This is a genomic window from Paraburkholderia phenazinium (assembly GCF_900142845.1).
Classification (GTDB): domain Bacteria; phylum Pseudomonadota; class Gammaproteobacteria; order Burkholderiales; family Burkholderiaceae; genus Paraburkholderia; species Paraburkholderia phenazinium_A.
This window is the reverse complement of record NZ_FSRU01000001.1, coordinates 513649-538309: the sequence shown is the minus strand read 5'-3', so window position 1 is coordinate 538309 and position 24661 is coordinate 513649. Positions and strand designations below refer to the sequence as shown.

Sequence of the window (24661 nt, the reverse complement as noted above, 5' to 3'; positions counted from 1 at the left end):
AACTATCGATACAATTCAGACATCGCCGTCTCCCCTCCGCGGCCGGGTGCTTGCCATGAAACCCCAATACGAACGCGTCACGATCCCCGACGGCTGCTCAGTGCGCGTGTATCACCGCCAGCTCGCGCAGATTCCGTTCGAATGGCACCACCACCCCGAATACGAACTGACGCTGACGATGAATAGCCGCGGCCGTCGTTTCGTGGGCGACCATATCGCCGATTACGCGGGCGACGATCTGGTGCTGGTGCCGCCGGACATGCCGCACACGTGGGCGTCGTCTGACCCGATCGATTCTGAGTCGCCTCAGGTGGCGATCGTGGTGTGGTTCAGCGGTGATTGGGCGAGGCGAATGGCCGATTGCTGTCCTGAGTTCGCGCTGCTGCGCAAGCTGTTGCGGCGTGGCGCGCCCGGACTGCACTTTGGTCGGGACGCCACTGCGTCGGTGCGTGCGAAGGTCCACGGACTGCTGGATGCGGAACCGCGGGTGCGGCTGGCGGCCGTGCTGGAGATTTTGGCGCAACTGGCCGAGGCGGGGGCGGAACCGCTAGCGTCTCCGTCGGCGCATTTGAAGGCTGCCCCGCGCGCCGGGTCGCGCGAGATCGGCGTTGGCTCTGTGCGTGGCCTCGGCGACGAAGCGGGGGACGGCACGACGCCCCGACCACGCAACGCCTCCTCCACGGCGTTTAGGGCGGGCGGCACGGCCTCCGAAGCGGAGCGCCTGAATCGTGTACTCGATTTGCTCGACCGGCGCTTTAGCGAGCCATTGCGGATCGCAGAGTTGTGCGCGGTTGCGAATCTGTCGGAACGCTCATTGCATCGGCATTTTGTGCGTCACGTCGGCGAAAGCGTCGGCCGGCATCTGACAAGGCTGCGCATCAGCTATGCAACGCGGCAACTGACCGATACGACGTGGCCGATTTCAGTCATCGCCGTCAGAGCCGGGATTCCCAATCTCGCCAATTTCAATCGTCTGTTTTTGTCGGCGCGCGGGATGACGCCTAGAGCGTATCGCGGCTTCTTCGAAACCCATGGGCATGCGCCGCAGGCCGTCGCTCAGCCGGGGTTGCAAACGAGACCACCGTCGTTGGAGCAGGTGAAGGTGAAGGCGAAGACGCGCCCCGGAATGCGATCCAGCTAGCGCCTTTGTGCGCTCCATAAAAAAACGCCCCAACGTTCAACCCGTTGGGGCGTTTCCTTTTAACCTCAGCGGCAGCCTCACGCACAACTCACAGCGGCCTAAACCGCCACGACGTCCTACGCAAATGCAGCGGCCATCAACCGCTTAGCGTGCCGAAATGGGCTTCGCTTCACGCGGCGTATCGCCGACGAACAGCTGACGCGGACGGCCAATCTTCTGTTCCGGATCGGCAATCATTTCGTTCCACTGCGCAATCCAGCCCACCGTACGCGCCATCGCGAAGATACACGTGAACATCGAGGTCGGGATGCCCAGCGCGCGCTGCACGATGCCCGAGTAGAAGTCGACGTTCGGGTACAGCTTGCGCGACACGAAGTACTCGTCTTCCAGCGCGATCTTTTCCAGCGCCATGGCCAGCTTGAACAGCGGGTCGTCATGCAGGCCCAACTCTTCCAGCACTTCGTGGCAGGTTTCGCGCATCAGCTTCGCACGCGGGTCGTAGTTCTTGTAGACACGATGACCGAAGCCCATCAGCTTCACGCCCGAGTTCTTGTCCTTCACCTGCTTGATGAACTCAGGGATGTTGTCGACCGAGCCGATCTCTTCCAGCATGTTCAGTGCCGCTTCGTTTGCGCCGCCGTGTGCCGGGCCCCACAGGCAGGCGATACCGGCTGCGATACATGCAAACGGATTCGCACCCGACGAGCCGGCCAGACGCACCGTCGAAGTCGACGCGTTCTGTTCGTGGTCCGCGTGCAGGATCAGGATACGGTCCAGCGCGCGCACCAGCACGTCGTTGACCTTGTACTCTTCGCACGGGTTCGAGAACATCATGTGCATGAAGTTCGCGCTGTACGACAGTTCGTTCTTCGGGTACGCAAACGGCTGACCGATGCTGTACTTGTACGCCATCGCCACCAGCGTCGGCAGCTTCGCGATCATGCGAATGGCCGACACGTCACGGTGACGCGGATTATTGATGTCCAGCGAGTCGTGATAGAACGCCGACAGCGCGCCGACTGCAGCCACCAGAATCGCCATCGGGTGCGCGTCGCGACGGAAGCCGCGGAAGAAGAAGTGCATCTGCTCGTGCACCATCGTGTGCTTCGTGACGGTGTCGACGAATTCCTTCTTCTGCGCTTCGTTCGGCAGTTCGCCCTTCAGCAGCAGGAAGCAGGTTTCGAGGAAGTCCGCGTTCTGCGCGAGATCGTCGATCGGGTAGCCGCGGTACAGCAGCTCGCCCTTGTCGCCATCGATGTACGTAATAGCCGAGTTACACGCCGCCGTCGACATAAAGCCCGGGTCGTACGTGAACTTGCCGGTCTGGCCGTACAGTTTGCGGATGTCGATCACGTCCGGGCCCATCGTGCCCTTGTAGATCGGCATTTCAACGCTCGGCGAGTTGTCGCTGAACGATAGCGTGGCTTTAACATCTGACGGGGTCATGGCACATCCTCAATCGAAGTATGGAAACAGGGTTTCGATAATTGCACGCGTGGAACAACGGACTGGCTTCTCTCAAGCAGTTCGCAGCAGCTCCAGCACCCGGATCACATCCGGGTCTGCAAGGTCGCCTTCCGGTTCCTTGCGCGCGAGTAGCAAGTCCATCAGGTCGTTATCGCTCAGCTCAAGCAGGCGCGTGAGGGCACCTACATCGGCGTCGCTGAGGTCATGCTCGTATTTGCCGAAAAAACGCTCGAAAATCAGATCGTTTTCCAGCAGGCCACGCCGGGCGCGCCAGCGAAGGCGCGCCCGCCGAAGCGGGTCGGCTTGATGCGATTGCTCCATCTCAGACTGCACGGCGAACCATCAATTCCTTGATCTTGCCGATCGCCTTCGTCGGGTTGAGGCCCTTCGGGCACACATCGACGCAGTTCATGATCGTATGGCAACGGAACAGACGGTACGGGTCTTCCAGGTTGTCGAGACGTTCGCCGGTCGCTTCGTCGCGGCTATCCGCGATGAAGCGATAGGCTTGCAGCAGGCCTGCCGGACCGACGAACTTGTCCGGATTCCACCAGAAGCTCGGGCACGACGTCGAGCAGCTTGCGCACAAGATGCACTCGTACAGGCCGTCCAGCTCTTCGCGTTCTTCCGGCGACTGCAGACGTTCCTTTTCCGGCGGCGGCGTATCGTTGATCAGGTACGGCTTGATCGAGTGATACTGGTTGAAGAACTGCGTGAAGTCGCAGATCAGGTCGCGCACGACGGGCAGGCCCGGCAGCGGACGCAGCACGATCTTCTGCGGCAGGTCGTTCATGTTGGTCAGGCACGCCAGACCGTTCTTGCCGTTGATGTTCATTGCGTCCGAACCGCACACGCCTTCACGGCACGAGCGACGGAACGACAGCGTTTCATCCACTGCTTTCAGCTTGAGCAGCGCGTCGAGCAGCATACGTTCGTGCGAGTCGATTTCGATCTCGTACGATTGCATGCGCGGTGCTGCGTCCTTGTCCGGATCGTAGCGGTAGATTTCAAATGTACGCTTGGCCATTTCTGAATTCCTTTGACTTGTGCCTTAGAAGGTACGCGCTTTCGGCGGCACCGATTCGACGGTCAGCGGTTGCATGTGAACCGGCTTGTAGTCGAGGCGATCGCCTTCGCTGAACCACAGCGTATGGCGCAGCCAGTTTTCGTCGTCACGATGTTCGAAGTCGTCTTGTGCGTGCGCACCACGGCTTTCCTTACGCGCTTCTGCCGACACCATCGTGGCGCGTGCCACTTCGATCAGGTTCGCCAGTTCCAGCGCTTCGACACGTGCCGTGTTGAAGACCTTCGACTTGTCCTTCAGATGGATGTTGTCGACGCGCTCAGCCACTTCGCGGATGCGCTCCACACCTTCAGCCAGCAGCTTCGAGGTACGGAACACGCCGGCGTGCGCCTGCATCGTGGCGCGGATGTCGTTCGCGACGTTCTGCGTGTATTCGCCCGACGAGGACTTGTCCAGCTTGTCCAGACGCGACAGCGCGAAGTCAGCCGCATCGGCCGGCAGCGGCTTGTGATCCTTGATTTCCTTCACGTGCTTGACGATGTGGTTGCCGGCCGCGCGGCCGAACACCACCAGGTCGAGCAGCGAGTTCGTGCCTAGGCGGTTCGCGCCGTGGACCGACACGCACGAGCATTCGCCGACCGCGTAGAAGCCGTTGACCGGATCTTCGTGACCCTTCGACGTGCCCACCACCTGGCCGTGAATGTTCGTAGGAATACCGCCCATCTGATAGTGGATGGTCGGCACAACCGGGATCGGCTCTTTAATGCAATCGACGTTCGCGAACTTCAGTGCGATTTCGCGGATCGACGGCAGACGCTTCATGATCGTCTCGGCGCCGATGTGCGACAGGTCGAGCAGCACGTGATCCTTGTTCGGACCTACGCCGCGGCCTTCCTTGATTTCCTGGTCCATCGAACGCGAAACGAAGTCGCGCGGCGCCAGATCCTTCAAGGTAGGCGCGTAGCGTTCCATGAAACGCTCGCCGTTCGAGTTACGCAGAATGCCGCCTTCGCCGCGCACACCTTCGGTAATCAGCACGCCCGCGCCGGCCACGCCGGTGGGGTGGAATTGCCAGAATTCCATGTCTTGCAGTGCGATACCCGAACGCGCAGCCATGCCCAGGCCGTCACCAGTGTTGATGAACGCGTTGGTGGAAGCTGCGAAGATCCGGCCTGCGCCGCCCGTAGCGAACAGCGTGGTCTTGCCTTCGAGGATGTAGACGTCGCCCGTTTCCATTTCCAGCGCGGTCACGCCGAGTACGTCGCCTTCGGCGTCGCGGATCAGGTCCAGCGCCATCCATTCGACGAAGAACTGCGTCTTCGCTGCAACGTTCTGCTGGTACAGCGTGTGCAGCAGCGCGTGACCGGTCCGGTCAGCAGCCGCGCAAGCGCGTTGCACCGGCTTTTCGCCGTAGTTGGCCGTGTGGCCGCCGAACGGGCGCTGATAGATCGTGCCGTCCGCATTGCGGTCGAACGGCATGCCCATGTGTTCCAGTTCGTAGACGGCGTTCGGTGCTTCGCGGCACATGAACTCGATCGCGTCCTGGTCGCCGAGCCAGTCGGAACCCTTGATCGTGTCGTAGAAGTGATAGTGCCAGTTGTCTTCGCTCATGTTGCCGAGCGAAGCGCCGATGCCGCCCTGAGCCGCCACTGTGTGCGAACGCGTGGGGAACACCTTGGACAGCACGCAAACCGACAGACCGGCGCGCGCGAGTTGCAGCGAGGCGCGCATTCCCGAGCCGCCTGCGCCGACGATAACCACGTCAAACTTGCGACGCGGCAGAGAATTCTTGATTGCAGCCATTCTTTTATACTCTCCAGAGAATCTGCGCAGCGTAGCCGGCACACGCCAGCAGCCAGACGATCGTCAGGGCCTGAAGGGTGAGGCGCACACCGACGGGCTTGATGTAGTCCATCCAGATGTCGCGAATACCCACCCACGCGTGGTAGAACAGGGACAGCAGCGTCACGAAGGTGGCGAGCTTCATCCATTGCGTCGCGAAGATCGACGCCCAGCCGTCATACGAGAAATCTTGTGCGCCGAAGAACCACACGAGCAGGATGATCGTGTAGATCGCCATGATGGTGGCGGTGATGCGCTGTGCGAGCCAGTCGCGCAGACCGTAGTGCGCGCCGACGACGAGACGCTTCGGGCCGATTCGGTTGTTAGCTGCCATTTTTTTAGAATGCTCCGAAGAGTTTGAGCGCGAATGCAATCGTCAGAAGCGACGAGACGACCAGCACGATGATGGAGGTTTGCTTGCCCTTCTCTTTAGTCGTGAGGCTGTGGCTCGTGTCCATGAACAGGTGACGTACACCGGCGCAGAAGTGGAACAGGAAGGCCCACGCGAGAACCAGCGTGATGAGCTTGACGATGATGTTGGAGAGGAAGCCCTTGAACACATCGAAGCTGAGCTCTGACGTAAGGCTTTGATCGAAGAGGTACAGCAGGAACGGAAGAAAAACAAACAGCAGCCCACCGCTTAGGCGATGGAGAATCGACACACGCCCCGCTAGTGGGAGGCGATACGCCGTCAATATTTGCCCGATACCGATGTTCCGGAACTCCGGTCTCGGTTTTTTTACGGCTTCAGCCATGCTAGACCCCTACTATGTAGTAACACTAATCCGCAATTTTAGCGCCTTTTTATATCGCGCTGCAGCGAAAAACCCCACAGGTCCTTTACTGCTCACGCGATAATGGCGGCTTCAAGAGGGTGCCGCGCGCTACGCCGCTCACCCTTAAGCACACTGATCCAGCCTGACCATGCGGGTCTCCGACAACCCGGTTTCAGCTCAGATCGTTCTGATAGTAGTACCCAGTTGTGACATACCATCCACGCCGCACTTCGACGGGACGGTCTCCATAGGTATAGGACACGCGCTCCACCGATAGCAACGGAAATCCGGCCGGCACCTGCAACAGATCGGCGACCGTGGGGTCGGCTGCCACCGCCCGGATCTTCTCGGTGGCCCGGATCATACGGGTTCCGAACTCCGTTTCGAACATCGCGTAGAGCGGCCCCTTGTACTCCGAAAGCCGCTCGAGCGTGAGCCCGCGAAACACCATGCCGGGTAACCAGATCTCGTCCAGCACCGTGATTTCACCATCAAACTGCAAAAGCCGCTTGATGAGCACCACCGGGTCGGCCGGCTTCAGGTCGAGCTGACGCGCGATATCGGCCGACGCGCGCAGGCGGCGGCATTCAAGCAGGCGGCTGACGTGGGGATGTTCGGCGCCGTCATCGGCAAGTAACCTGAGGAAGCGAAACTGGGCACGGTCTTCATTGTGCGTCGCAACAAAAGTACCCTTGCCCTGGCGGCGCACCAGCAGGTTGTCCGCGGCCAGTTCGTCGATCGCCTTGCGCACCGTCCCCTGACTCACCTTGAAACGGGCGGCCAGTTCGACCTCGCTGGGAATGATTTCACCCGGCTTCCATTCACCCGACTCGAGGCTCTGTGTAATCAACCCCTTGATCTGCTGATACAAGGGGCTGAAAGTGGGCGATGTAGCGGGCGCAGCAGCAGCGGGCGCACCCTCGCCTGGTCCCCCAGGGACGATAGGATTCGCAGTGCTCGCCGGGTTCGAATTCATCCGCGCATTTCATCATAAAGGCCTGTCCGGCGTCCAGAGCTTTCCCTGCAATAGATATGTCTTATATAAGACATAAGATACTGTTGACTTTGTGTGGGCCGAATCCTACACTCCAGGGCGAGCAAGGGTTCGGGGGCAAATCCGACGGCTTTTCCCGAGTATCCATGGGTACTCCTGGCAGGCCGCCATGCACCGAAAGCCGCTCTGCACCATGCTGTTGTCTCTCGCGGTCCCGCTTTCGATTCGCCGGTCTTTGTCCCGTCAGACGCTTCGGAAACACACCCTTGCAGGCGCCCGGCACCATGCAGCGGCCAGCAGTGCCCCGCGCACCTCGTTCCGCTGCACAGGTTTCCGGCATGGCGGTCTTGCCGCAACGCGCTTTCCGGCCCCGGCTTTCAGCTTGAGGCCCCGCGTAACAGTGAATTCCGCCGTGTTTCACAACGCTTCGCCTAACGCGCATATAGAATGGCGTTTTCCCTAGCGTCTAACGCATCGTCCTGGAGAATTCTCAATGGCTAAGCCCGCAAAGCGCGTTGCCGTCACCGGCGCCGCAGGTCAAATCGCTTACTCCCTGCTGTTCCGCATCGCCAATGGCGACCTGCTCGGCAAGGATCAACCGGTGGTCCTGCAACTGCTCGATCTGCCGCAAGCGCAAGGCGCCGTCAAAGGCGTCGTGATGGAACTGGATGATTGCGCATTCCCGCTGCTGCAGGGCGTCGTGATCACCGACGATCCCAAGGTCGCATTCAAGGATGCAGACGTGGCCCTGCTGGTCGGCGCACGCCCGCGTTCGAAAGGCATGGAACGTAAAGATCTGCTGTCGGCCAACGCCGAGATCTTCACGGTGCAAGGCAAGGCGCTGAACGAAGTCGCCAGCCGCGACGTCAAGGTGCTGGTGGTCGGCAACCCGGCCAACACCAATGCTTACATTGCGATGAAGTCGGCACCGGATCTGCCGAAGAAGAACTTCACCGCCATGCTGCGTCTGGACCACAACCGCGCGCTGTCGCAACTGGCGGCCAAATCGGGCAAGCCGGTCGCTTCGATCGAAAAGCTGGCAGTGTGGGGCAACCACTCGCCGACGATGTACCCGGATTTCCGCGTTGCAACGGCAGAAGGTCAAGACCTGACCAAGCTGATCAACGACGACGAATGGAACCGCAACACGTTCATCCCGACCGTCGGCAAGCGCGGCGCAGCGATCATCGAAGCGCGCGGCCTGTCGTCGGCAGCGTCGGCGGCGAACGCAGCGATCGACCACGTGCGTGACTGGGTGCTCGGCACGAACGGCAAGTGGGTCACGATGGGTATTCCGTCGGACGGCTCGTATGGCATTCCGGAAGACATCATCTACGGCGTGCCGGTGACGTGCGAAAACGGCGAGTACAAGCGTGTCGAAGGTCTGGCAATCGACGCGTTCTCGCGCGAAAAGATGGACGCTACGCTGAACGAACTGCTCGAAGAGCGCGAAGGCGTTCAGCACCTGCTCGGCTAAGCGCCCGATGCAGACCAGCCGGGACTCCGTTGCTTGCCGACGGGTTCCGGCTTTTTACATCCGATTCCTCAACGAGAACCCACACCCCTGACGCCGAAGATGCGCGCCCTGACACCCGCCGAAGTGCTGTTTGACGGCGAAGCGCCGCCCACAGTCCTGCCTGCCTGCGATCACTACGCCGGCAGCGAGAAGCTGATGCTGAAATCGCTCGCTTTGCAGCAGGAGTTGGGACCGGTATTCGACATCACGCTCGATTGCGAAGACGGCGCCCAGGTCGGCCACGAGGCGGAGCATGCGGAGCTGGTGGCGTCGCTTCTGGGCAGCGAGCACGACCGCTTTGGCCGCGTCGGTGTGCGGATTCACGATTTCAATCATACGCACTGGCGCGACGACGTGCGCCTGATCCTGCGCGCCGCCAAACGCGCGCCCGCCTTCATTACCCTGCCGAAGATCCGCAACGTCCCCGATGCCGCCGAAATGTGCGCGTACATCGAAGCGACGCGGCGCGAACTCGGCATGACTCAACCCGTGCCGGTGCAGTTGCTGGTCGAAACCCATGGCGCGCTGGCGCGGGCCTTCGATCTTGCCGCCCTGCCGGGCGTCGAAGCACTCAGCTTCGGCCTGATGGATTTCGTCTCCGCGCACGACGGCGCGATTCCCGACAGCGCCATGCGCTCGCCCGGCCAGTTCGATCACCCGCTGGTGCGGCGCGCGAAGCTGGAAATCGCCGCAGCCTGCCACGCGCACGGCAAAGTGCCGTCGCACAACGTCAGCACCGAAGTGCGCGATATGAGCGTGGTGGCCAACGACGCCACACGCGCCCGCAACGAGTTCGGCTACACGCGCATGTGGAGCATCCATCCGGCGCAGGTGCCGGCCATCGTCGCGGCCTTCGCGCCGCGCGAAGACGAGATCGTCACCGCGACCGAGATCCTGCTGGCCGCGCAGTCCGCCCAATGGGGCCCGACGCGCCATCGCGACACGCTGCATGACCGCGCGAGCTACCGCTACTACTGGTCGGTGCTGCGCCGCGCGCGCTCGACCGGGCGTGCGGTGCCTGCCGAGGCCGCGCCGCTCTTTGCTACAACCGGTTCCACCCAAGAGTCCGCATCATGAGCGGACATACAGGAGACTGCTGGAGATGAGCGACAAGACGCAAGCCGCAGGCGCACCAGGCGAGAGCGGAGCCCCAGGCGCATTCAAACCGAAGAAATCCGTGGCGCTGTCGGGCGTGACGGCGGGTAACACCGCGCTGTGCACAGTCGGCAAGACCGGCAATGACCTGCACTACCGCGGTTACGACATTCTGGACATCGCCAGCACCTGCGAATTCGAGGAAATCGCCTACCTGCTGGTGCACGAAAAACTGCCCACCCAGGCCGAACTGACTGCCTACAAAACGAAGCTGAAAGCGCTGCGCGGCCTGCCCGCCAACGTCAAGGCCGCGCTGGAGTGGATCCCGGCGGCCGCCCATCCGATGGACGTGATGCGCACCGGCGTCTCGGTGCTCGGCACCGTGCTGCCCGAGAAGGACGACCACAACCTGCCCGGCGCGCGCGATATCGCCGACAAGCTGATGGCCTCGCTCGGCTCGATGCTGCTCTACTGGTACCACTACTCGCACAATGGCAAGCGCATTGAGGTGGAAACCGACGACGATTCGATCGGCGGCCACTTCCTGCATCTGCTGCACGGCGTGGAGCCGTCGAAGTCGTGGGTCGAGGCGATGCATACGTCGCTGAACCTGTATGCCGAACACGAATTCAACGCCTCGACCTTCACCGGCCGCGTGATCGCCGGCACGGGCTCGGACATCTACTCGGCGCTCACCGGAGCGATCGGCGCGCTGCGCGGCCCGAAGCACGGCGGCGCCAACGAAGTGGCGTTTGAAATCCAGTCGCGCTACCAGACGCCCGACCAGGCTGAGGCGGATATCCGCCGCCGCGTCGAGGCGAAGGAAGTCGTGATCGGCTTCGGCCATCCGGTGTACACGATCTCGGACCCGCGCAACAAGGTGATCAAGGAAGTGGCGAAGCAGCTCTCGAAGGAAGCCGGCAGCACGAAGCTGTTCGACATCGCCGAGCGGCTCGAAACCGTGATGTGGGACGCCAAGAAGATGTTCCCGAACCTGGACTGGTTCAGCGCGGTCTCGTATCACATGATGGGCGTGCCCACCGCGATGTTCACGCCGCTCTTCGTGATTGCCCGCACAGCCGGCTGGAGCGCGCACATCATCGAGCAGCGGATCGACAACAAGATCATCCGGCCGAGCGCGAATTACACCGGTCCAGAGAATTTGAAGTTCGTGGCGCTAAATAGGAGAAAATAGCGTCCGCTGTGCGCTTTCAGGGCGCGTGCAGTTCCACCCTGGCGGCTGCCCCCACCAGCAGCCGCGCACTGTTCAACCAATATTAGATAGAAAGGCAAACTCCATGAAAAAGCTGCTGATCGCCGCCGTAGTCGGCGCCTTGTCCTCGACAATGCTGATCGCCGCGACGGACGCTTCCGCGCAAACGGCGTCGGGCACCGCCGCGACCTCGGCCCCCGCCAAGAAGGCCGTGGCGAAACGGCCGGCTCCGAAGCGCCTGATCAAGCGCAAGCCGAATCCGGCCAAGGAAGCCAAGGTCGATCCGGTACCGGACGGCGCGGTGAAGTGGTCGTGTAACGAAGGCCTGGCGTTCGACCTGAAGGGTGACATGAAGCGCGACCAGATCGTCACGGTTCACTGGGCGAACAAGAACTACAACCTGCCGCGCGAAACCACCACGACGGGTGCTGACCGCTTCCACGACGCCGCTTCGGGTCTGGACCTGGTCGTGATCCCGACCAAGGCCATGCTGTTCTCGGACAACGACGGTTCGCGTCTGGCTGACGAGTGCAAGACGGCTGAGATGTCGCAAGGCGCACCGGCTCCGACGCAGTCGAACGAGCTGATCAAGAACCCGCAGAACTGATTTTCACCAGGAAAACTTCGATGTCCGCTCCGATATCCAACGTACGGCCCGACCCGGACTCAGTCCTGGTCGATATGGTCGACTACGTACTGGATTTCCCGATCGACAGCACGCTCGCGCTGGAAACGGCGCGTCATTGCCTGCTCGATACGCTCGGCTGCGGACTCGAGGCGCTCACCTATCCCGCCTGCACCAAGCTGATGGGACCAATCGTGCCCGGCACGATCGTCCCCAACGGCGCCCGGGTGCCTGGCACGCAGTTCCAGCTCGATCCGGTTCAGGCCGCCTTCAATATCGGCGCCATGATCCGCTGGCTGGACTTCAACGACACGTGGCTCGCCGCCGAATGGGGCCACCCGTCGGACAACCTCGGCGGCATTCTCGCCACGGCCGACTGGCTCTCGCGGACCGCCATCGCCGCCGGCAAAAAGCCGCTGGCGATGAAAGACGTCCTGATTGCCGTGGTCAAGGCGCACGAGATCCAGGGCTGCATTGCGCTGGAAAACTCGTTTAACAAGGTTGGGCTCGATCACGTACTGCTTGTGAAGCTCGCCTCGACCGCCGTTGTTGGCCGGCTCCTGGGCCTCACGCGCGACGAGCTGATCAATGCCATTTCCCTGGCGCTCGTCGACGGCCAGGCGTTGCGTACCTACCGCCACGCGCCGAACACCGGCTCGCGCAAGTCGTGGGCCGCGGGCGACGCCACCTCGCGGGCCGTGCGTCTTGCGTTGATCGCAAAGACCGGCGAGATGGGCTATCCGTCGGTGCTGAGCGCGAAGACGTGGGGCTTCTACGACGTGCTGTTCAAGGGCCAGCCGTTCAAATTCCAGCGCCCGTACGGTTCGTATGTCATGGAAAACGTGCTGTTCAAGATTTCGTTCCCCGCCGAGTTCCACTCGCAAACCGCGGTGGAAGCAGCCATGACGCTGCATGCGCAACTGCGCGCGGCCGGCAAGACGGTGGAAGACATCAGCAAGATCACGATTCGCACACACGAAGCGGCGATCCGTATCATCGACAAGACAGGGCCGCTGAACAACCCGGCCGACCGCGACCACTGCATCCAGTACATGATCGCGGTGCCGCTGATCTACGGCCGACTGACGGCCGCGGACTACGAAGATTCCGTCGCGCAGGACCCGCGCATCGACGCGCTGCGCAACACGATGACCTGCGTGGAAGACCCGCAGTTCACGAAGGATTATCACGATCCGGAGAAGCGTTCGATCGCCAATGCACTGACGATTGAATTCAACGACGGGTCGACATTCGACGAGGTAGTGGTCGAATACCCGATCGGACACAAGCGCCGCCGTGCAGACGGCATCCCGTTGCTGGTCGAGAAGTTCAGGACCAACCTCGCGCGCAAGTTTCCGGTCAAGCAGCAACAAGCGATTCTCGATGTGTCGCTGGATCAGGCAAGGCTCGAAGCCATGCCGGTCAATGAATACGTCGATCTGTTTGTCATCTAGTTCAGTACTGTAGTTCCGCGATCAAACCAAGGAAAACACCATGGCCCACAACCTCCACAAAACGCTCAAGGAATTCGACAGCGGTTCCGGCAAAGGCAAGTTTTATTCGCTGCCGCAACTCGGCAAGGCACTGAACATCAAGATCGACCGCCTGCCGGTTTCGATCCGTATCGTGCTGGAGTCAGTGCTGCGCAATTACGACGGCAAGAAGATCGCCGAAGAACACATCACGCAACTGGCGAACTGGAAGCCGACCGCCGCGCGCGTCGACGAAATCCCGTTCGTGGTGTCGCGCGTCGTGCTGCAGGACTTTACCGGCGTGCCGCTGCTCGCCGACATCGCAGCGATGCGCGGTGTCGCGCAACGCGCCGGCAAGAACCCGAAGTCGATCGAACCGCTGGTCCCGGTTGATCTGGTGGTTGACCACTCGGTGCAGATCGATTACTTCCGTCAAAAGGATGCACTCGACCTGAACATGAAACTGGAATTCCAGCGCAACAACGAGCGCTACCAGTTCATGAAGTGGGGCATGCAGGCATTCGACACGTTCAAGGTCGTGCCGCCGGGCGTGGGTATCGTTCACCAGGTGAACCTCGAGTACCTCGCACGCGGCGTGCACAAGAAGGCTGACGGCAGCGACACCGTGTACTACCCCGATACGCTGGTCGGCACGGACAGCCACACGACGATGATCAACGGTATCGGCGTGGTGGGCTGGGGCGTGGGCGGCATCGAAGCGGAAGCCGGCATGCTCGGCCAGCCGGTGTACTTCCTGACGCCGGACGTGGTGGGCGTCGAATTGAAGGGCAAGCTGCGCGAAGGCCTGACGGCGACCGACCTGGTCCTGACCGTGACCGAACTGTTGCGTAAGGAAAAGGTTGTCGGCAAGTTCGTCGAGTTCTTCGGCGAAGGCACGAAGTCGCTGTCGCTGCCGGATCGCGCGACGATCGGCAACATGGCGCCGGAATACGGCGCAACGATGGGCTTCTTCCCGGTCGACGAAAAAACCATCGACTACTTCAAGGGCACAGGCCGCACCGACGCAGAAATCTCCGCCTTCGAAAACTACTTCAAGGCACAAGGCCTGTTCGGTATTCCGAAGGCTGGCCAGATCGACTACACCAAGGTCGTCACGCTGGATCTCGGCACGGTGACGCCGTCGCTGGCAGGTCCGAAGCGTCCGCAAGACCGTATCGAAATCGGTCACGTGAAGTCGACCTTCGGCGACCTGTTCTCGAAGCCGGTCGGCGAAAACGGCTTTGCGAAGAAGGCGGCGGATCTGGACGCGCAATACACGACGTCCAACGGCGTCAACGTGAAGAACGGCGACATCCTGATCGCGGCTATCACGTCGTGCACGAACACGTCGAACCCGAGCGTGCTGCTGGCCGCCGGCCTGCTGGCGAAGAAGGCGGTGGAAGCCGGCCTGACGGTTGCGCCGCACATCAAGACGTCGCTTGCGCCGGGATCGCGTATCGTCACCGAGTACCTGACAAAGACCGGCCTGCTGCCATTCCTGTCGAAGCTGGGCTTCGAACTGGCGGCTTATGGCTGCACGACCTGTATCGGTAACGCGGGCGACCTGACGCCGGAACTGAACGAAGCGATCACGAAGAACGACATCGTCGCGGCGGCTGTGCTGTCGGGCAACCGTAACTTCGAAGCGCGTATTCACCCGAACATCCGCGCCAACTTCCTGGCTTCGCCGCCGCTGGTTGTGGCTTACGCGATTGCCGGCAACATCACGCGCGACCTGATGACCGAGCCGGTCGGCAAGGGCAAGGGCGGCAAGGACATCTACCTGGGCGACATTTGGCCGACCAGCGACGAAGTCAACGCCCTGCTCAAGTTCGCGCTGGACGCCGACGCGTTCCGCAAGAACTACGCACAGCTCACCAAAAAGGGCGACCTGTGGAGCAAGATCGAAGGCGAAGAAGGTCAAGTGTACGACTGGCCGAAGTCGACCTACATCGCTGAGCCGCCGTTCTTCGGCAAGGACTTCTCCATGACGCCGGCAGACAGCATCGCCGCCGTGAAGAACGCGCGTGCACTGGGCATCTTCGGTGACTCGGTCACGACCGATCACATCAGCCCGGCAGGCTCGATCAAGGAAGACTCGCCGGCAGGCAAGTGGCTGAAGGCAAACGGCGTGCAGAAGGCCGACTTCAACAGCTACGGTTCGCGCCGCGGCAACCACGACGTGATGATGCGCGGCACATTCGCCAACGTCCGGATCAAGAACCTGATGATCCCGGCGAAGGCTGACGGCACGCGTGTTGAAGGCGGTTTGACGATTCACCAGCCGAGCGGTGAACAAGAGTCGATCTACGATGCAGCGATGAAGTACATCGACGCAGGTACGCCGACGATCGTGTTCGCGGGTGAAGAGTACGGTACGGGCTCGTCGCGCGACTGGGCGGCGAAGGGCACGCAACTGCTGGGCGTGAAGGCTGTGGTCGCACGCAGCTTCGAGCGGATCCACCGCTCGAACCTGGTGGGTATGGGCGTGCTGCCGCTGCAGTTCAAGGGTTCGGATAGCGTGCAATCGCTGGGGATTACCGGCGAAGAAACGTACGACATCGAAGGCCTTGGCGCTGACTTCAAGCCGCAACAAGAAGTGACGCTGGTGATTCGTGGCAAGGACGGCAAGGAAAAGCGTGTGGCCGTGCTGCTGCGTATCGATACGCCGATTGAGGTGGACTACTACAAGCACGGCGGGATTCTGCCGTTCGTGCTGCGTTCGCTGCTGGCGGCTTAAGGCTGTTCTGTTAGCGCAAACGGTAGAGTTAAGCTGGTTTGCAGGTGCTGCGTCCTTGCAAAAGGACGCAGCCGATTTGAGAGCCCGACTTTGGTCGGGCTTTTTTTATTGACCGCGGCGGTCCACGTGGAACGCGGCGGGATCGTCGGTGATGCGACGCTGGATCATATGACCGTTCCAGCTATTGTCGATTGGCGTGGTTGCGCGCGTAGTCGCGGGTAAGCTATGTCGCTGCGCCGCCCAATTCAGCCAAGGTGCGTCGTCCACCGAGGCTTCCACATCCGGACGCGACACGCCGGCGCGCCACTCGGGCTGCACCGACACCGTGGGACGCACTGCCGGGCGGGTCGCCTGACTCAATTTCACACGTTCCTTCACATGCACTTCGCCAAGGCTCGTCACGTGAACACGCCTGGTTGCAACTGGCGCGTTTTTGGTTCCCGCTAGCACAGTTGGTGCAACGCTCGAAGCGCTTGCAACAGGGTTTGAAATCGTCTTCACTGCGATTTCCGTCCGTGTATTCCCGGTCGCGGTTTGGGGCGTGGCTCCCGGTTGGCCGCTACGCGAACTGTCGGCGACAAGCACCGGATGCTTCACCAAAACGGCCTTCGTGCTTTCGGCGTCTTTTATCGAGCAGGTCACTAGCAACCACGTCAGCGCTATTGTGCAACCCGCGAAAATTGACGCCGCGAGCACATGATCGGACCGCGACGAACGTGGACGAACCGTACTCATTTCCAGATAACGCTTGGCCTCCGCCAATGCGACGTCGATTTTGTACGTATCGACTTTCCTCTGTGGAATCTTGTAGGAGAGAATGTGCTTCACTCCAGGCGGAACCATGCCGGGCCGCCAGGCCGGTTGAGCGGGTTCCTCAATGGCCTGATGTACCGCCTCACGCAACAGACGCCGACGCACGCCGAAAGGCGGCGGCAAACCGTCGAAAGGACGCGGCAACGGAATGGTCAGATCGCCTTCGATCAACGCTAGCGGTCGAGTCATGGCAGATTGCTCCCGTGTAGATCGATCGCTTCGCAGAGTTGCTTCATCAGCGCTTCGCTGCGCTTTTCGAGCATGTCGAGTGCGTCTGCTTCGGGTTCAGGTTGGGCTACGCTGGAACGCTGCAGCGCCTCCATCAGACCGCGAGCGCCAACTAGTCCTGCAGCGCCGCTCAGTCTGTGCAGTACACCCCGCAGAGCGCCGGCGTCAGGCAACTCGCGCAAGCCGCGCATCCGCTGCAAGTCTTCCTGCACCGATTGGCACCAACTACCTACGAACGTACGGAGATCGATTCCCTCATTCGACAGCGCCTCGAGATAGGCTCGGTCGAAGGACTCGGTCGCTGCTTGTGGCGAATGAGCAATCTGTCGCTCCGCGAGAGCAAAGCCAGCCGCCGAGTCTTGAGCGTTGGCCGGCGACACGGGTGCGTGCACGCTCTCAATAGTGAACGGCGCGCTAAATGTGCATCGCGAGCCGAAGCCCAACGCGTTCTCAACCGTAAGTTCTCCTCGCATATGTTGCGCGAGCAGCCGACAAAGCGACAGACCTGACTCGACGTCCTCGCAAACTTCCGCTGATTGGGCGTTCGTGCTGAACCACCAAGGAAACTGCTCTTGTAGAGAACTTGCTGATTCGGTCTCTCCCGACGCGACGTGCCTCACGCTGATAGAAATCCGCTGCGATCCGGCATTCAGCCACTCCGCCCGCGCGACAATCGTGATCACACTGCTTTCACCGCAACGAATCGCGCGACTCAGCATATGGAAGACCATTTGACCGAGCCGATCACTATCGGCAAGAACGCGCGTGTCGATCGACCGGTCGATACTCACGCTCAGATGCAAGCCTTTCCGCGCGGCGGTAGGAGCGAACAACGCAGCAACGCCTTCGATAAGTTCACGCACATTCACCACATTTTTGGCGAGAAGAATAGCGCGTGATTCGACATGCGAGCTCAAGAGCACGTCTTCCAGTGCACGAAGCGTGGTACGCATGCCTAAGTGGATCTTGCCGGCCAAGGAACGTTCGTTCGGCGTTAGAGCGACGCTATGGAGCGTCCCCAACAAGGAGGTTAATGCGGACAGCGGTCCGCTTATGAAATAGCGCATTGCGCTTTGAATGCGGTCGCGCTCACGCCCGGCAGCGGCCTCAGCATGTGCGGCGGCCAATGCGTGTGCGGCCTGCTCCCGGGCCTCGACGGCAGCATAGCGACGTTGCCACTCGCTCTCGACTCCGACCAGTCTTATGATGACCCGATCGAATGCGATGCGTGCGCGACACCATCCACCAAGCGCGACAACTAACAGTGCGGCTAGCGCGAACAGCGCACCCACCGAAGTATGCCAAGCCACGTCACTTAGAGAAACGCCAGAGTCCCCTTGGCCAACGTCAACTGCAGTTGCTGCGTCTGCACGCATCGAAAGGGGGCCCAGCAACGCGAATGCGACGATGCTAGCCAATGCAGTTGCGCACCGGATCGAACCCGTTCGCGCCGAGCGCGAGGACCAGTGCGCGAATTCGCGCGCACCCGCCCGGGAATCAGGCTGGGTAGTCATGTTCATACTTGCCGGACTCAATCGATAAGCTTTTGCAGCGATGCAAATTCGATTAGCGCGGCGAGCGAGGACAAGCCAAGTTTTTCCTGGATGCGACTCTTGTACGTACTCACCGTCTTGTCGCTCATGAAAAGCGCGTCCCCGATCGCCTTATTTGACATTCCTTTCGACAGCATTTGCAGGATCATCAACTCTTTATCGGAGAGCAGCTTGAGGCTTTCTTCTTCTTGGTCAGCGGATATAGACGAACCTGCTCCGGCACCGCCAACATTCATCGGAAATACGGTATAGCCAGCCAGCACCGCTTCGACCCCGCGCATGATCTCCTTCATTTCCTGCGACTTGGCGACAAAACCCTGCGCCCCTGAACGCATGGCGCGTGGGGCGAAGGCCGAGGGGTCCTGGCCTGATAGCACCAGAACGCGGACACCAGCGTGAGCCAGCTTCAGACGCGGAATGACTTCGAGTCCGTTGATACGCGGAATGTCGAGATCGAGAATGACGAGATCCGGCAAATGCAGCCGGGCCAACTCGACAGCCGCCTGCCCATTCTCGGCCTCGAAGACATCAGATACGCCGAGGAGCTGCACAATATGCGTCTTGGTAACAAGCCTAAACGCGGGGTGGTCGTCCACGATCATAATGGTGGTCATTCTGATGTTCTCCTAAACATATATCGAATCACTCGCTACCACGAACAAAATCGATTTCAACACGCCGGTTTGGCGCGAGACATTGCACCAGTGCACTGCGGTCCTTCTGATCACATTCCACCACTGGTTTGGTTTTGCCCATCCCTGTAACGGTGATCGGCACCGTCACACCGCGTTTGACCAGATATGCCTTCACCGTCAGTGCGCGTTGAAGTGAAAGATTTTGGTTGTACGCATCGCTGCCGAGACGATCTGTGTAACCGCTGATGTTGAGTTGCCGGATACCCTTCACTTTTTGCAATCCAGCCGCTATCGCGTTGAGTTGGTTCTTGCCGTTCGGCAATAAAGCGGCGAGGTCGCTGCCATTGAAGCGGAAGGCCGAATCAGCTCTTAACGTGATGTCCGGTGCGGGTGTGTGCGTCGGCGTGGTGGGTGTCGGAATGTTTGGCTGGGCGCACTGCAAGCCCGCCTCCGCCGCCTTGCGTAAGTTGCCCTGAATACCGGGTAACGCCTTCTCAGCAGCAGAGAAATCATGCCTCCACGCGTAGTGTCCGGCCAGCATAAGTTCGACTTCGGCACAGGCCAGCGGCACTTGTGCCTCCGGGCACCGTGCGGTGGCTGGATCGCTCTTGATGACATTAACGATCTTCCACAAATCCGGACGTACGGTCGACACCGTGCGCAGTTCCGGATTCGCGGCGGACAGCGACGCATCGTTCTCCAGACCGAAGGTGATCATCGCAGCCTGCCCGATCGCCTCCTCGACGAAGCCCCACTGATCATGGGCGCGCCACTCCGTTTGCGCGGCGTCGATCCAGCATTGCGCTTTCGCATGGAAATAGGTGTTCTGGCCGACAGGCAATTTGTCGAGCCGCTGTTGCAGCGCTGCAAGCGCCTCGCCACCGCTCGCGATCGGAGCGTAGGTACTCAACCATTGCGGCGTAACTGCGCCGGAGGCGGTATCTTGCGCCGCGCCAATGCCAGTCTTCAATAAGGTGGGATCTTCGATGCCCAGTCGGTCACGTTGGGCCTGATTCGCACAGCCGGCTAAGACCAGCGCGCACGCCACCATCGTTTGCTGAAATTTCATCTCTTCCCTGCGTTAAAACGCATTCTCGCTGTAAGAGCCGAGAGTATGGGGAGAGGCGTCCAGGACTGGAATGGGAAAATTCTTAGAGTGGTATCAAAATGGTTGTCGATGTGACCGGCACCGCATACGGCAAAGCTCGTGAACGAGCGCAGCGCGAAGGACATCGCGCTCCCGGCATTTTTCGTTTCGGAACATTCCTAGAGTCCAGCCACCCGATCAAACAGGATAATCGGCGATCGATAGCGATCGCGTTACCGCCGACGTGTTCCACACGCCCTGCAGAATGTCATGGCCGCTTGCCTGGCCGTTCAACTCTTCACGCAGGCACAGCGCGGTAACTGGGACGACGTGCTGGCACGCGTCGTGACCGCCTTGCGGCAGCGGTTCTCCACGTAGCGGGTAAGGCGCAGAGCGCGACACGCGAGCATCGTACGCACCCTCCCCCTTCACTTCAACCCAAAATCCACCCGCGTCGTTGCGCCCTTATCTTTGATACCTTGCGCATCGAGCTTCGGCGCGACGATGAACACCCGGCTGCTGTCGATCTTGCCGTCAAAGTATTGCTGCACACTCTGTGCACGCTGCTGCGCCAGCTCACGCAAACTGGCATCGTCGACAGGCGCGTGTTCCGCCAGCGCGCTCTTCATCTCATCGGCGGGTAGCGATTTCGTCAGCCCCACGAAATTGCGCGGCTTCTTGAAGTCGGCATCTTTATAAGCCTTGGCCAGGTACTTGTCGTACTCCTTGGGATCGACGTTGACCGTCGAGAGATCGACGCTCGCGCCATTGCCCACCACGTCCTTGACCTTCTCCTGCTTGACCAGCTTTTCGACGTATGCCGTGCGCAAAGCAGGCGCATCGACAGCCGGATCGACGCGCCCGATCAGATCGATGCGAATCGACGCCTTGTCGGCCAACGCCTTGGCGATGGTATCGAGCTTCTGATTGTCGGCATCCGACAGTTTTGCCGACCCTGCGTCGAACTCAACGTAGCCCATCTCCTCACTGTTGCCGCCGAACGCGTTCGCCAGCAACGAGAATGGCGCCGTCACGGCCTTCTCCAACAGATTCAGCACCGCATGCCAGATCAGCCCGCCAATGCTGAACTCCGGATTCGACAGCGAACCCGACACCGGAATGTTCACGTCGATTTCGCCCTTCGAATTCTTCAGCAGCGAAATCGCGAAACGCACCGGCAGTTTGGTCGCCGTGTCGTTGTCCACGTGATCGCCGAACGTCAACTGATCGATGAAGATGTGGTTGTTCGCGGTCAGTTGGTCGTTATCCAGCTTGTAGTGCAGATCGACGTTGAGCTTGCCCTTCGTGATCGGATAGCCCGCGTACTTCGCCGAGTACGGCGTGAGGTTGGTCAGTTCGATGTCATGGGCGCTCGCCGTCAGGTCGAGCGCCGGCTTGGCAATCAGCGGGTTGACCGATCCACGGATCGACAGCGGTCCATTCGCGGCGAGCTTGGCGGCCACGTCCACCGGCGCGGAGGTCGTCGATTGTGTGCCGAACGCGCCAATGGTCCCCTGAATGCCGACCAGGTTAGCCGTGAAGTTCGGCTTGATGAAGTTATCGGTGTAGGTCACGCGGCCTTGCTGCAGCACCAGTTGGCCGAAGTGCAGTTTCACCGGAGCAGACGGAGGCGCAGCAGCGGAGGCCGTGCTCGCCTTCGCGGAAGCGCCTGAAGCAGAGGCTGCAGCAGACGGCGCAGAAGCGGCCACAGGCGCGGAGGCCTCAGCAATGGCAACAGGAGGCACCGCATCAGCAGCCGAGCCCGGCACGACCGCGGCAGCGCCGGCAGCACTGCCAGTCCCCGGCGTCAGCGGCACCGGTTCCGTGGTGCTCTTGCTGCGCGTGAGCGACTGCTTGGAATCGCCCTCATGGGCGACCACGTCCGTGAGGTTCAGCTTGCCCTGCGGGTCCAGCAGCACGCGGCCGTAGAAGTTCGAAAAGGTGACGCGTGCAGCGTCGACATCCGTGCCGTGTTCGTCATAGTTCGCCTTCAGGTTCGTCAGGGCGAGCGATCCCCATCCTGCAAACGAGTCGGACGTCACCTTGTCGAGCATGCGCACGTCGACGAGCGCCACGTTACCGCGATACGACGCCTTGAACGCCTTCGACACCTGGGACGCCGCCAGATCGCCGTTCATGTTCAGCAGCGCGCTGGCAATCGTCGCATTGAGCTTGCCGCCGAAGTACGGTTCGAACGCCGCCGCGTCGAGCCGGTTGGCGTCCACTTTCAGGGCGAGCTTGAGCGGCGTGGCCGTGACGTCGCCCTTTACGCCCAACGTGCCCTTGCGATTCAGCGTCGCTTGCAGATCGATGGGCAGGGGCTTGCTCAGATCGTCGCTGATCTGCTGCACTTTCAACTGCAGCGGGGCGATGTTGAGTTTGACGGGACGCGGCGTTGTGTTATCCGTGAAGTTGGCTGTCGCGTCCTTCAGGTTCAGTTCGCCGATCTTGTAGTGCCAGGCCGGCCCCTGTTCCTCGGCCTTCTTGACTGCATGGATCGCCGTGCGTTGCTGCGCTTCCTGGTGGGGTCCGGCAAGCGCGGCGAGATCGATGCTGCCGTCCTTCAGACGCTGCGCATTGATCACGAGGCCTGTGGCGTCGACGCCGGTGATGTCCGCATTACGGCCCGAGACGTCGACAGCCTTCACGCTCACCTGGCCTTGCGCAAGCGCGACAACCGGCTCCTTGTTGCCGCGCGCCGCCAGCTTCAACGATTGCAGGTCCAGTTGACTCTCGCCGACCTGAATGTCCGGCGGCGATTTCGACCAGTTCGCGCTGACGTTGGCCGTCGCGGAGAGTGCACCGTCGGTCACCTGGGCAGCGGTCACGCTGTCGAGATACGGCTGCAACATCGGCAGCGACAACGTCTTGAGGTCGAGCTTCGAATCGGCGCTCTTTGCCACCAGACCGAGCGAACCCGCTGCATCGAGCGAGCCGGGGTTGTCCTTGAATTGCGTGCTCACCGTGTAGTGAGCGGGCGCCGGGGCAATCGTCGAGAAGTCCGCGAGCGAGACCGCCAGGCCCTTCAAACCCAACGCAACGGGCCTCGCCGCCGCGTCGTCCTGAACGTTGATGGTCCCGTCATTGAGCGCGAAGCGTTTGATTGCCAGGTCGAGCGGCGCCGGAGCCTTCGCCGCTGTGCCGGTTGCGGCCGATGCCCCCTCCGGCGCACTTGCCGCGCCTGCCGCACTCGCACTACTCGCGGCGGACGAAGCCTCGCTTGCCGATGCCGCTGCACTGGGCTGCGCCGTTGCACTGGTCGCCGCAGGCGCTACCGCCGGCGCAAACGTGCGCTCCACACTCAGCACACCGTCCTTGTCGCGCGCCAGATTGACGGTGGGCGTATCAAGCAGGATCTCGTCGAAGTGATACACGCTCTTCAGCGGCTCGAGCGTCGCCGCCGCGACATGCAACGCGTGCGCAGCAAAGAACGGCTGCTTGTTCTCGTCGAGCACATCGATATCGTTCAGATCGACGGTCCCCGTCACGCGCAGCGACGGCGCGTCGTCGGACACGACGAAATTGAGCTTCAGGTCGGTCGACAGCTTGCCCGTCTGCACCGTCACCGGCAGTTTCGCCGGCGCGTACGACAGGATCTGCGGCACATTGAGCCCGTCGAAACGCAGCGACACTTCCGACTCACGCGAAGCAGCAAACGGCTTGGTCTTGCCGTCGATCGCGAGCGGGCTGCCGTCGATGCGCGCGCGCAACAGCGGCTCGACGAAGATATCGGTCTTCGACGGCAGCGTGGCGATAAACGGAATGCCGAGCTTCCACTGATCGATCACGTGCTTCACGCCGAGCAAACGGTCGTCGAAGGTAATCTGGCCGTTCTCGAGACGGATGTTCGACACCGAAAACAGCGTCGGCTTGCTATCCGGTTTGGACGGCTGCCTGGCGAACTTCTCGATCAGGTCCGTGAAATTGAAGCGCTGCGCGTCATAGCGAATGATGTTGAAACGCGGCGAATCGAGCTGCACCTCATCGACGATCGGCGCGCCGCGGAACAGCGAGCTCCACGACGGCTTCACGATCAGCCGCGAGATATCGACGAAGTCGCCCTGGCCGCCGCGCTCGCCGACATGGATGCGATCCGCTTCGAGCCTGAGCGTATAGGGATTGAGCGCGATGCGGCCAATGGTGGCGGGCCGGTCGAGCTGCTTGCTGAGTTGTTGCTCGGCAATATGGCGAATCAGCGGCGGCGCCGCGAAAAAGCCGAGCAAACCGAATACGACGAGGAAGATCAGCAGGCCGATCACAACACGTCGCGTACGACGAGCCTGCGCGACACCGCGCACGGCCTGCAGGGAAGATGCCAAGGTTGCTTTATTGAGGCTTGCCATGCTCGGTCATGGGTGATGCGGCGGCAAGCCCGCCGCGATAACTAAAGTCTTGCCTCGGGCAAGTATATGTCTTGAGGCGTGTACGGGATAGGAATGT

Annotated in this window: 19 protein-coding genes; 7 read left to right on the top strand and 12 right to left on the bottom strand. The window is 61.2% G+C overall.

Features of this window, described 5'->3' with window-relative positions:
• Positions 1-55: 55 nt before the first annotated feature.
• Positions 56-1141 carry a helix-turn-helix domain-containing protein gene (locus BUS12_RS02420; protein ID WP_074296999.1) on the top strand — a complete coding sequence of 362 codons (1086 nt, stop codon included), beginning with the start codon at positions 56-58 and terminating at the stop codon, positions 1139-1141.
• A 144-nt stretch (positions 1142-1285) separates the two neighbouring features.
• Here the strand turns inward: BUS12_RS02420 and gltA are convergent, their stop codons facing one another.
• The 7 genes from gltA to BUS12_RS02385 all read right to left on the bottom strand — a co-directional run bounded on the left by gltA (position 1286) and on the right by BUS12_RS02385 (position 7226).
• Positions 1286-2587: a citrate synthase gene (gltA, locus tag BUS12_RS02415; RefSeq protein WP_074294077.1), complete on the bottom strand. Its 1302-nt coding sequence runs from the start codon at positions 2585-2587 to the stop codon at positions 1286-1288.
• A gap of 72 nt (positions 2588-2659) precedes the next feature.
• Positions 2660-2929, bottom strand: coding sequence for an FAD assembly factor SdhE (locus tag BUS12_RS02410; protein WP_074294076.1), 270 nt, complete (start codon positions 2927-2929; stop codon positions 2660-2662).
• Position 2930: 1 nt separating this feature from the next.
• The gene (locus BUS12_RS02405; protein ID WP_074294075.1) at positions 2931-3635 is read right to left on the bottom strand and encodes a succinate dehydrogenase iron-sulfur subunit; all 705 of its coding nucleotides are present in this window, start codon (positions 3633-3635) and stop codon (positions 2931-2933) included.
• Positions 3636-3659: 24 nt separating this feature from the next.
• Positions 3660-5435 carry a succinate dehydrogenase flavoprotein subunit gene (sdhA, locus tag BUS12_RS02400; RefSeq protein WP_074294074.1) on the bottom strand — a complete coding sequence of 592 codons (1776 nt, stop codon included), beginning with the start codon at positions 5433-5435 and terminating at the stop codon, positions 3660-3662.
• 4 nt (positions 5436-5439) lie between these two features.
• A complete protein-coding gene (gene sdhD / locus BUS12_RS02395) occupies positions 5440-5808 on the bottom strand; it encodes a succinate dehydrogenase, hydrophobic membrane anchor protein (RefSeq protein ID WP_074294073.1) in 369 nt (122 codons plus the stop codon).
• A gap of 4 nt (positions 5809-5812) precedes the next feature.
• Positions 5813-6229, bottom strand: a complete 417-nt coding sequence (sdhC, locus tag BUS12_RS02390) for a succinate dehydrogenase, cytochrome b556 subunit (RefSeq protein WP_074294072.1) — start codon at positions 6227-6229, stop codon at positions 5813-5815.
• A 193-nt stretch (positions 6230-6422) separates the two neighbouring features.
• Positions 6423-7226, bottom strand: coding sequence for a GntR family transcriptional regulator (locus BUS12_RS02385; RefSeq protein WP_074294071.1), 804 nt, complete (start codon positions 7224-7226; stop codon positions 6423-6425).
• Positions 7227-7737: 511 nt separating this feature from the next.
• On the opposite strand from BUS12_RS02385, the gene BUS12_RS02380 reads away from it, so the two are divergent.
• The 6 genes from BUS12_RS02380 (at position 7738) to acnA (ending at position 15905) form a co-directional block, all read left to right on the top strand.
• On the top strand, positions 7738-8721 hold the full coding sequence (locus BUS12_RS02380; RefSeq protein ID WP_074294070.1) for a malate dehydrogenase: 984 nt from the start codon (positions 7738-7740) through the stop codon (positions 8719-8721).
• 99 nt (positions 8722-8820) lie between these two features.
• Positions 8821-9837, top strand: coding sequence for an HpcH/HpaI aldolase/citrate lyase family protein (locus tag BUS12_RS02375; protein ID WP_074294069.1), 1017 nt, complete (start codon positions 8821-8823; stop codon positions 9835-9837).
• A 25-nt stretch (positions 9838-9862) separates the two neighbouring features.
• Positions 9863-11050 (top strand): bifunctional 2-methylcitrate synthase/citrate synthase, encoded by a 1188-nt coding sequence (prpC, locus tag BUS12_RS02370; protein WP_074294068.1) that lies wholly within the window; start codon positions 9863-9865, stop codon positions 11048-11050.
• 103 nt (positions 11051-11153) lie between these two features.
• Complete coding sequence (locus BUS12_RS02365) at positions 11154-11675, top strand: hypothetical protein (RefSeq protein WP_074294067.1); 522 nt, start codon at positions 11154-11156, stop codon at positions 11673-11675.
• Between the two features lie 20 nt (positions 11676-11695).
• The gene (locus BUS12_RS02360) at positions 11696-13147 is read left to right on the top strand and encodes a bifunctional 2-methylcitrate dehydratase/aconitate hydratase (protein WP_074294066.1); all 1452 of its coding nucleotides are present in this window, start codon (positions 11696-11698) and stop codon (positions 13145-13147) included.
• A gap of 40 nt (positions 13148-13187) precedes the next feature.
• Entirely contained in the window at positions 13188-15905 is a 2718-nt protein-coding gene (gene acnA / locus BUS12_RS02355) for an aconitate hydratase AcnA (protein ID WP_074294065.1), read from the top strand.
• 105 nt (positions 15906-16010) lie between these two features.
• Here the strand turns inward: acnA and BUS12_RS02350 are convergent, their stop codons facing one another.
• The 5 genes from BUS12_RS02350 to BUS12_RS02330 all read right to left on the bottom strand — a co-directional run bounded on the left by BUS12_RS02350 (position 16011) and on the right by BUS12_RS02330 (position 24564).
• The gene (locus tag BUS12_RS02350) at positions 16011-16889 is read right to left on the bottom strand and encodes a hypothetical protein (protein ID WP_083640206.1); all 879 of its coding nucleotides are present in this window, start codon (positions 16887-16889) and stop codon (positions 16011-16013) included.
• Between the two features lie 14 nt (positions 16890-16903).
• Positions 16904-18364: an ATP-binding protein gene (locus BUS12_RS37745; RefSeq protein ID WP_171991581.1), complete on the bottom strand. Its 1461-nt coding sequence runs from the start codon at positions 18362-18364 to the stop codon at positions 16904-16906.
• A 113-nt stretch (positions 18365-18477) separates the two neighbouring features.
• Entirely contained in the window at positions 18478-19113 is a 636-nt protein-coding gene (locus tag BUS12_RS02340) for a response regulator transcription factor (protein WP_074294063.1), read from the bottom strand.
• 28 nt (positions 19114-19141) lie between these two features.
• Positions 19142-20203 (bottom strand): OmpA family protein, encoded by a 1062-nt coding sequence (locus BUS12_RS02335; protein ID WP_074294062.1) that lies wholly within the window; start codon positions 20201-20203, stop codon positions 19142-19144.
• A 446-nt stretch (positions 20204-20649) separates the two neighbouring features.
• Positions 20650-24564: a DUF748 domain-containing protein gene (locus BUS12_RS02330; protein WP_074294061.1), complete on the bottom strand. Its 3915-nt coding sequence runs from the start codon at positions 24562-24564 to the stop codon at positions 20650-20652.
• Positions 24565-24661: the final 97 nt, after the last annotated feature.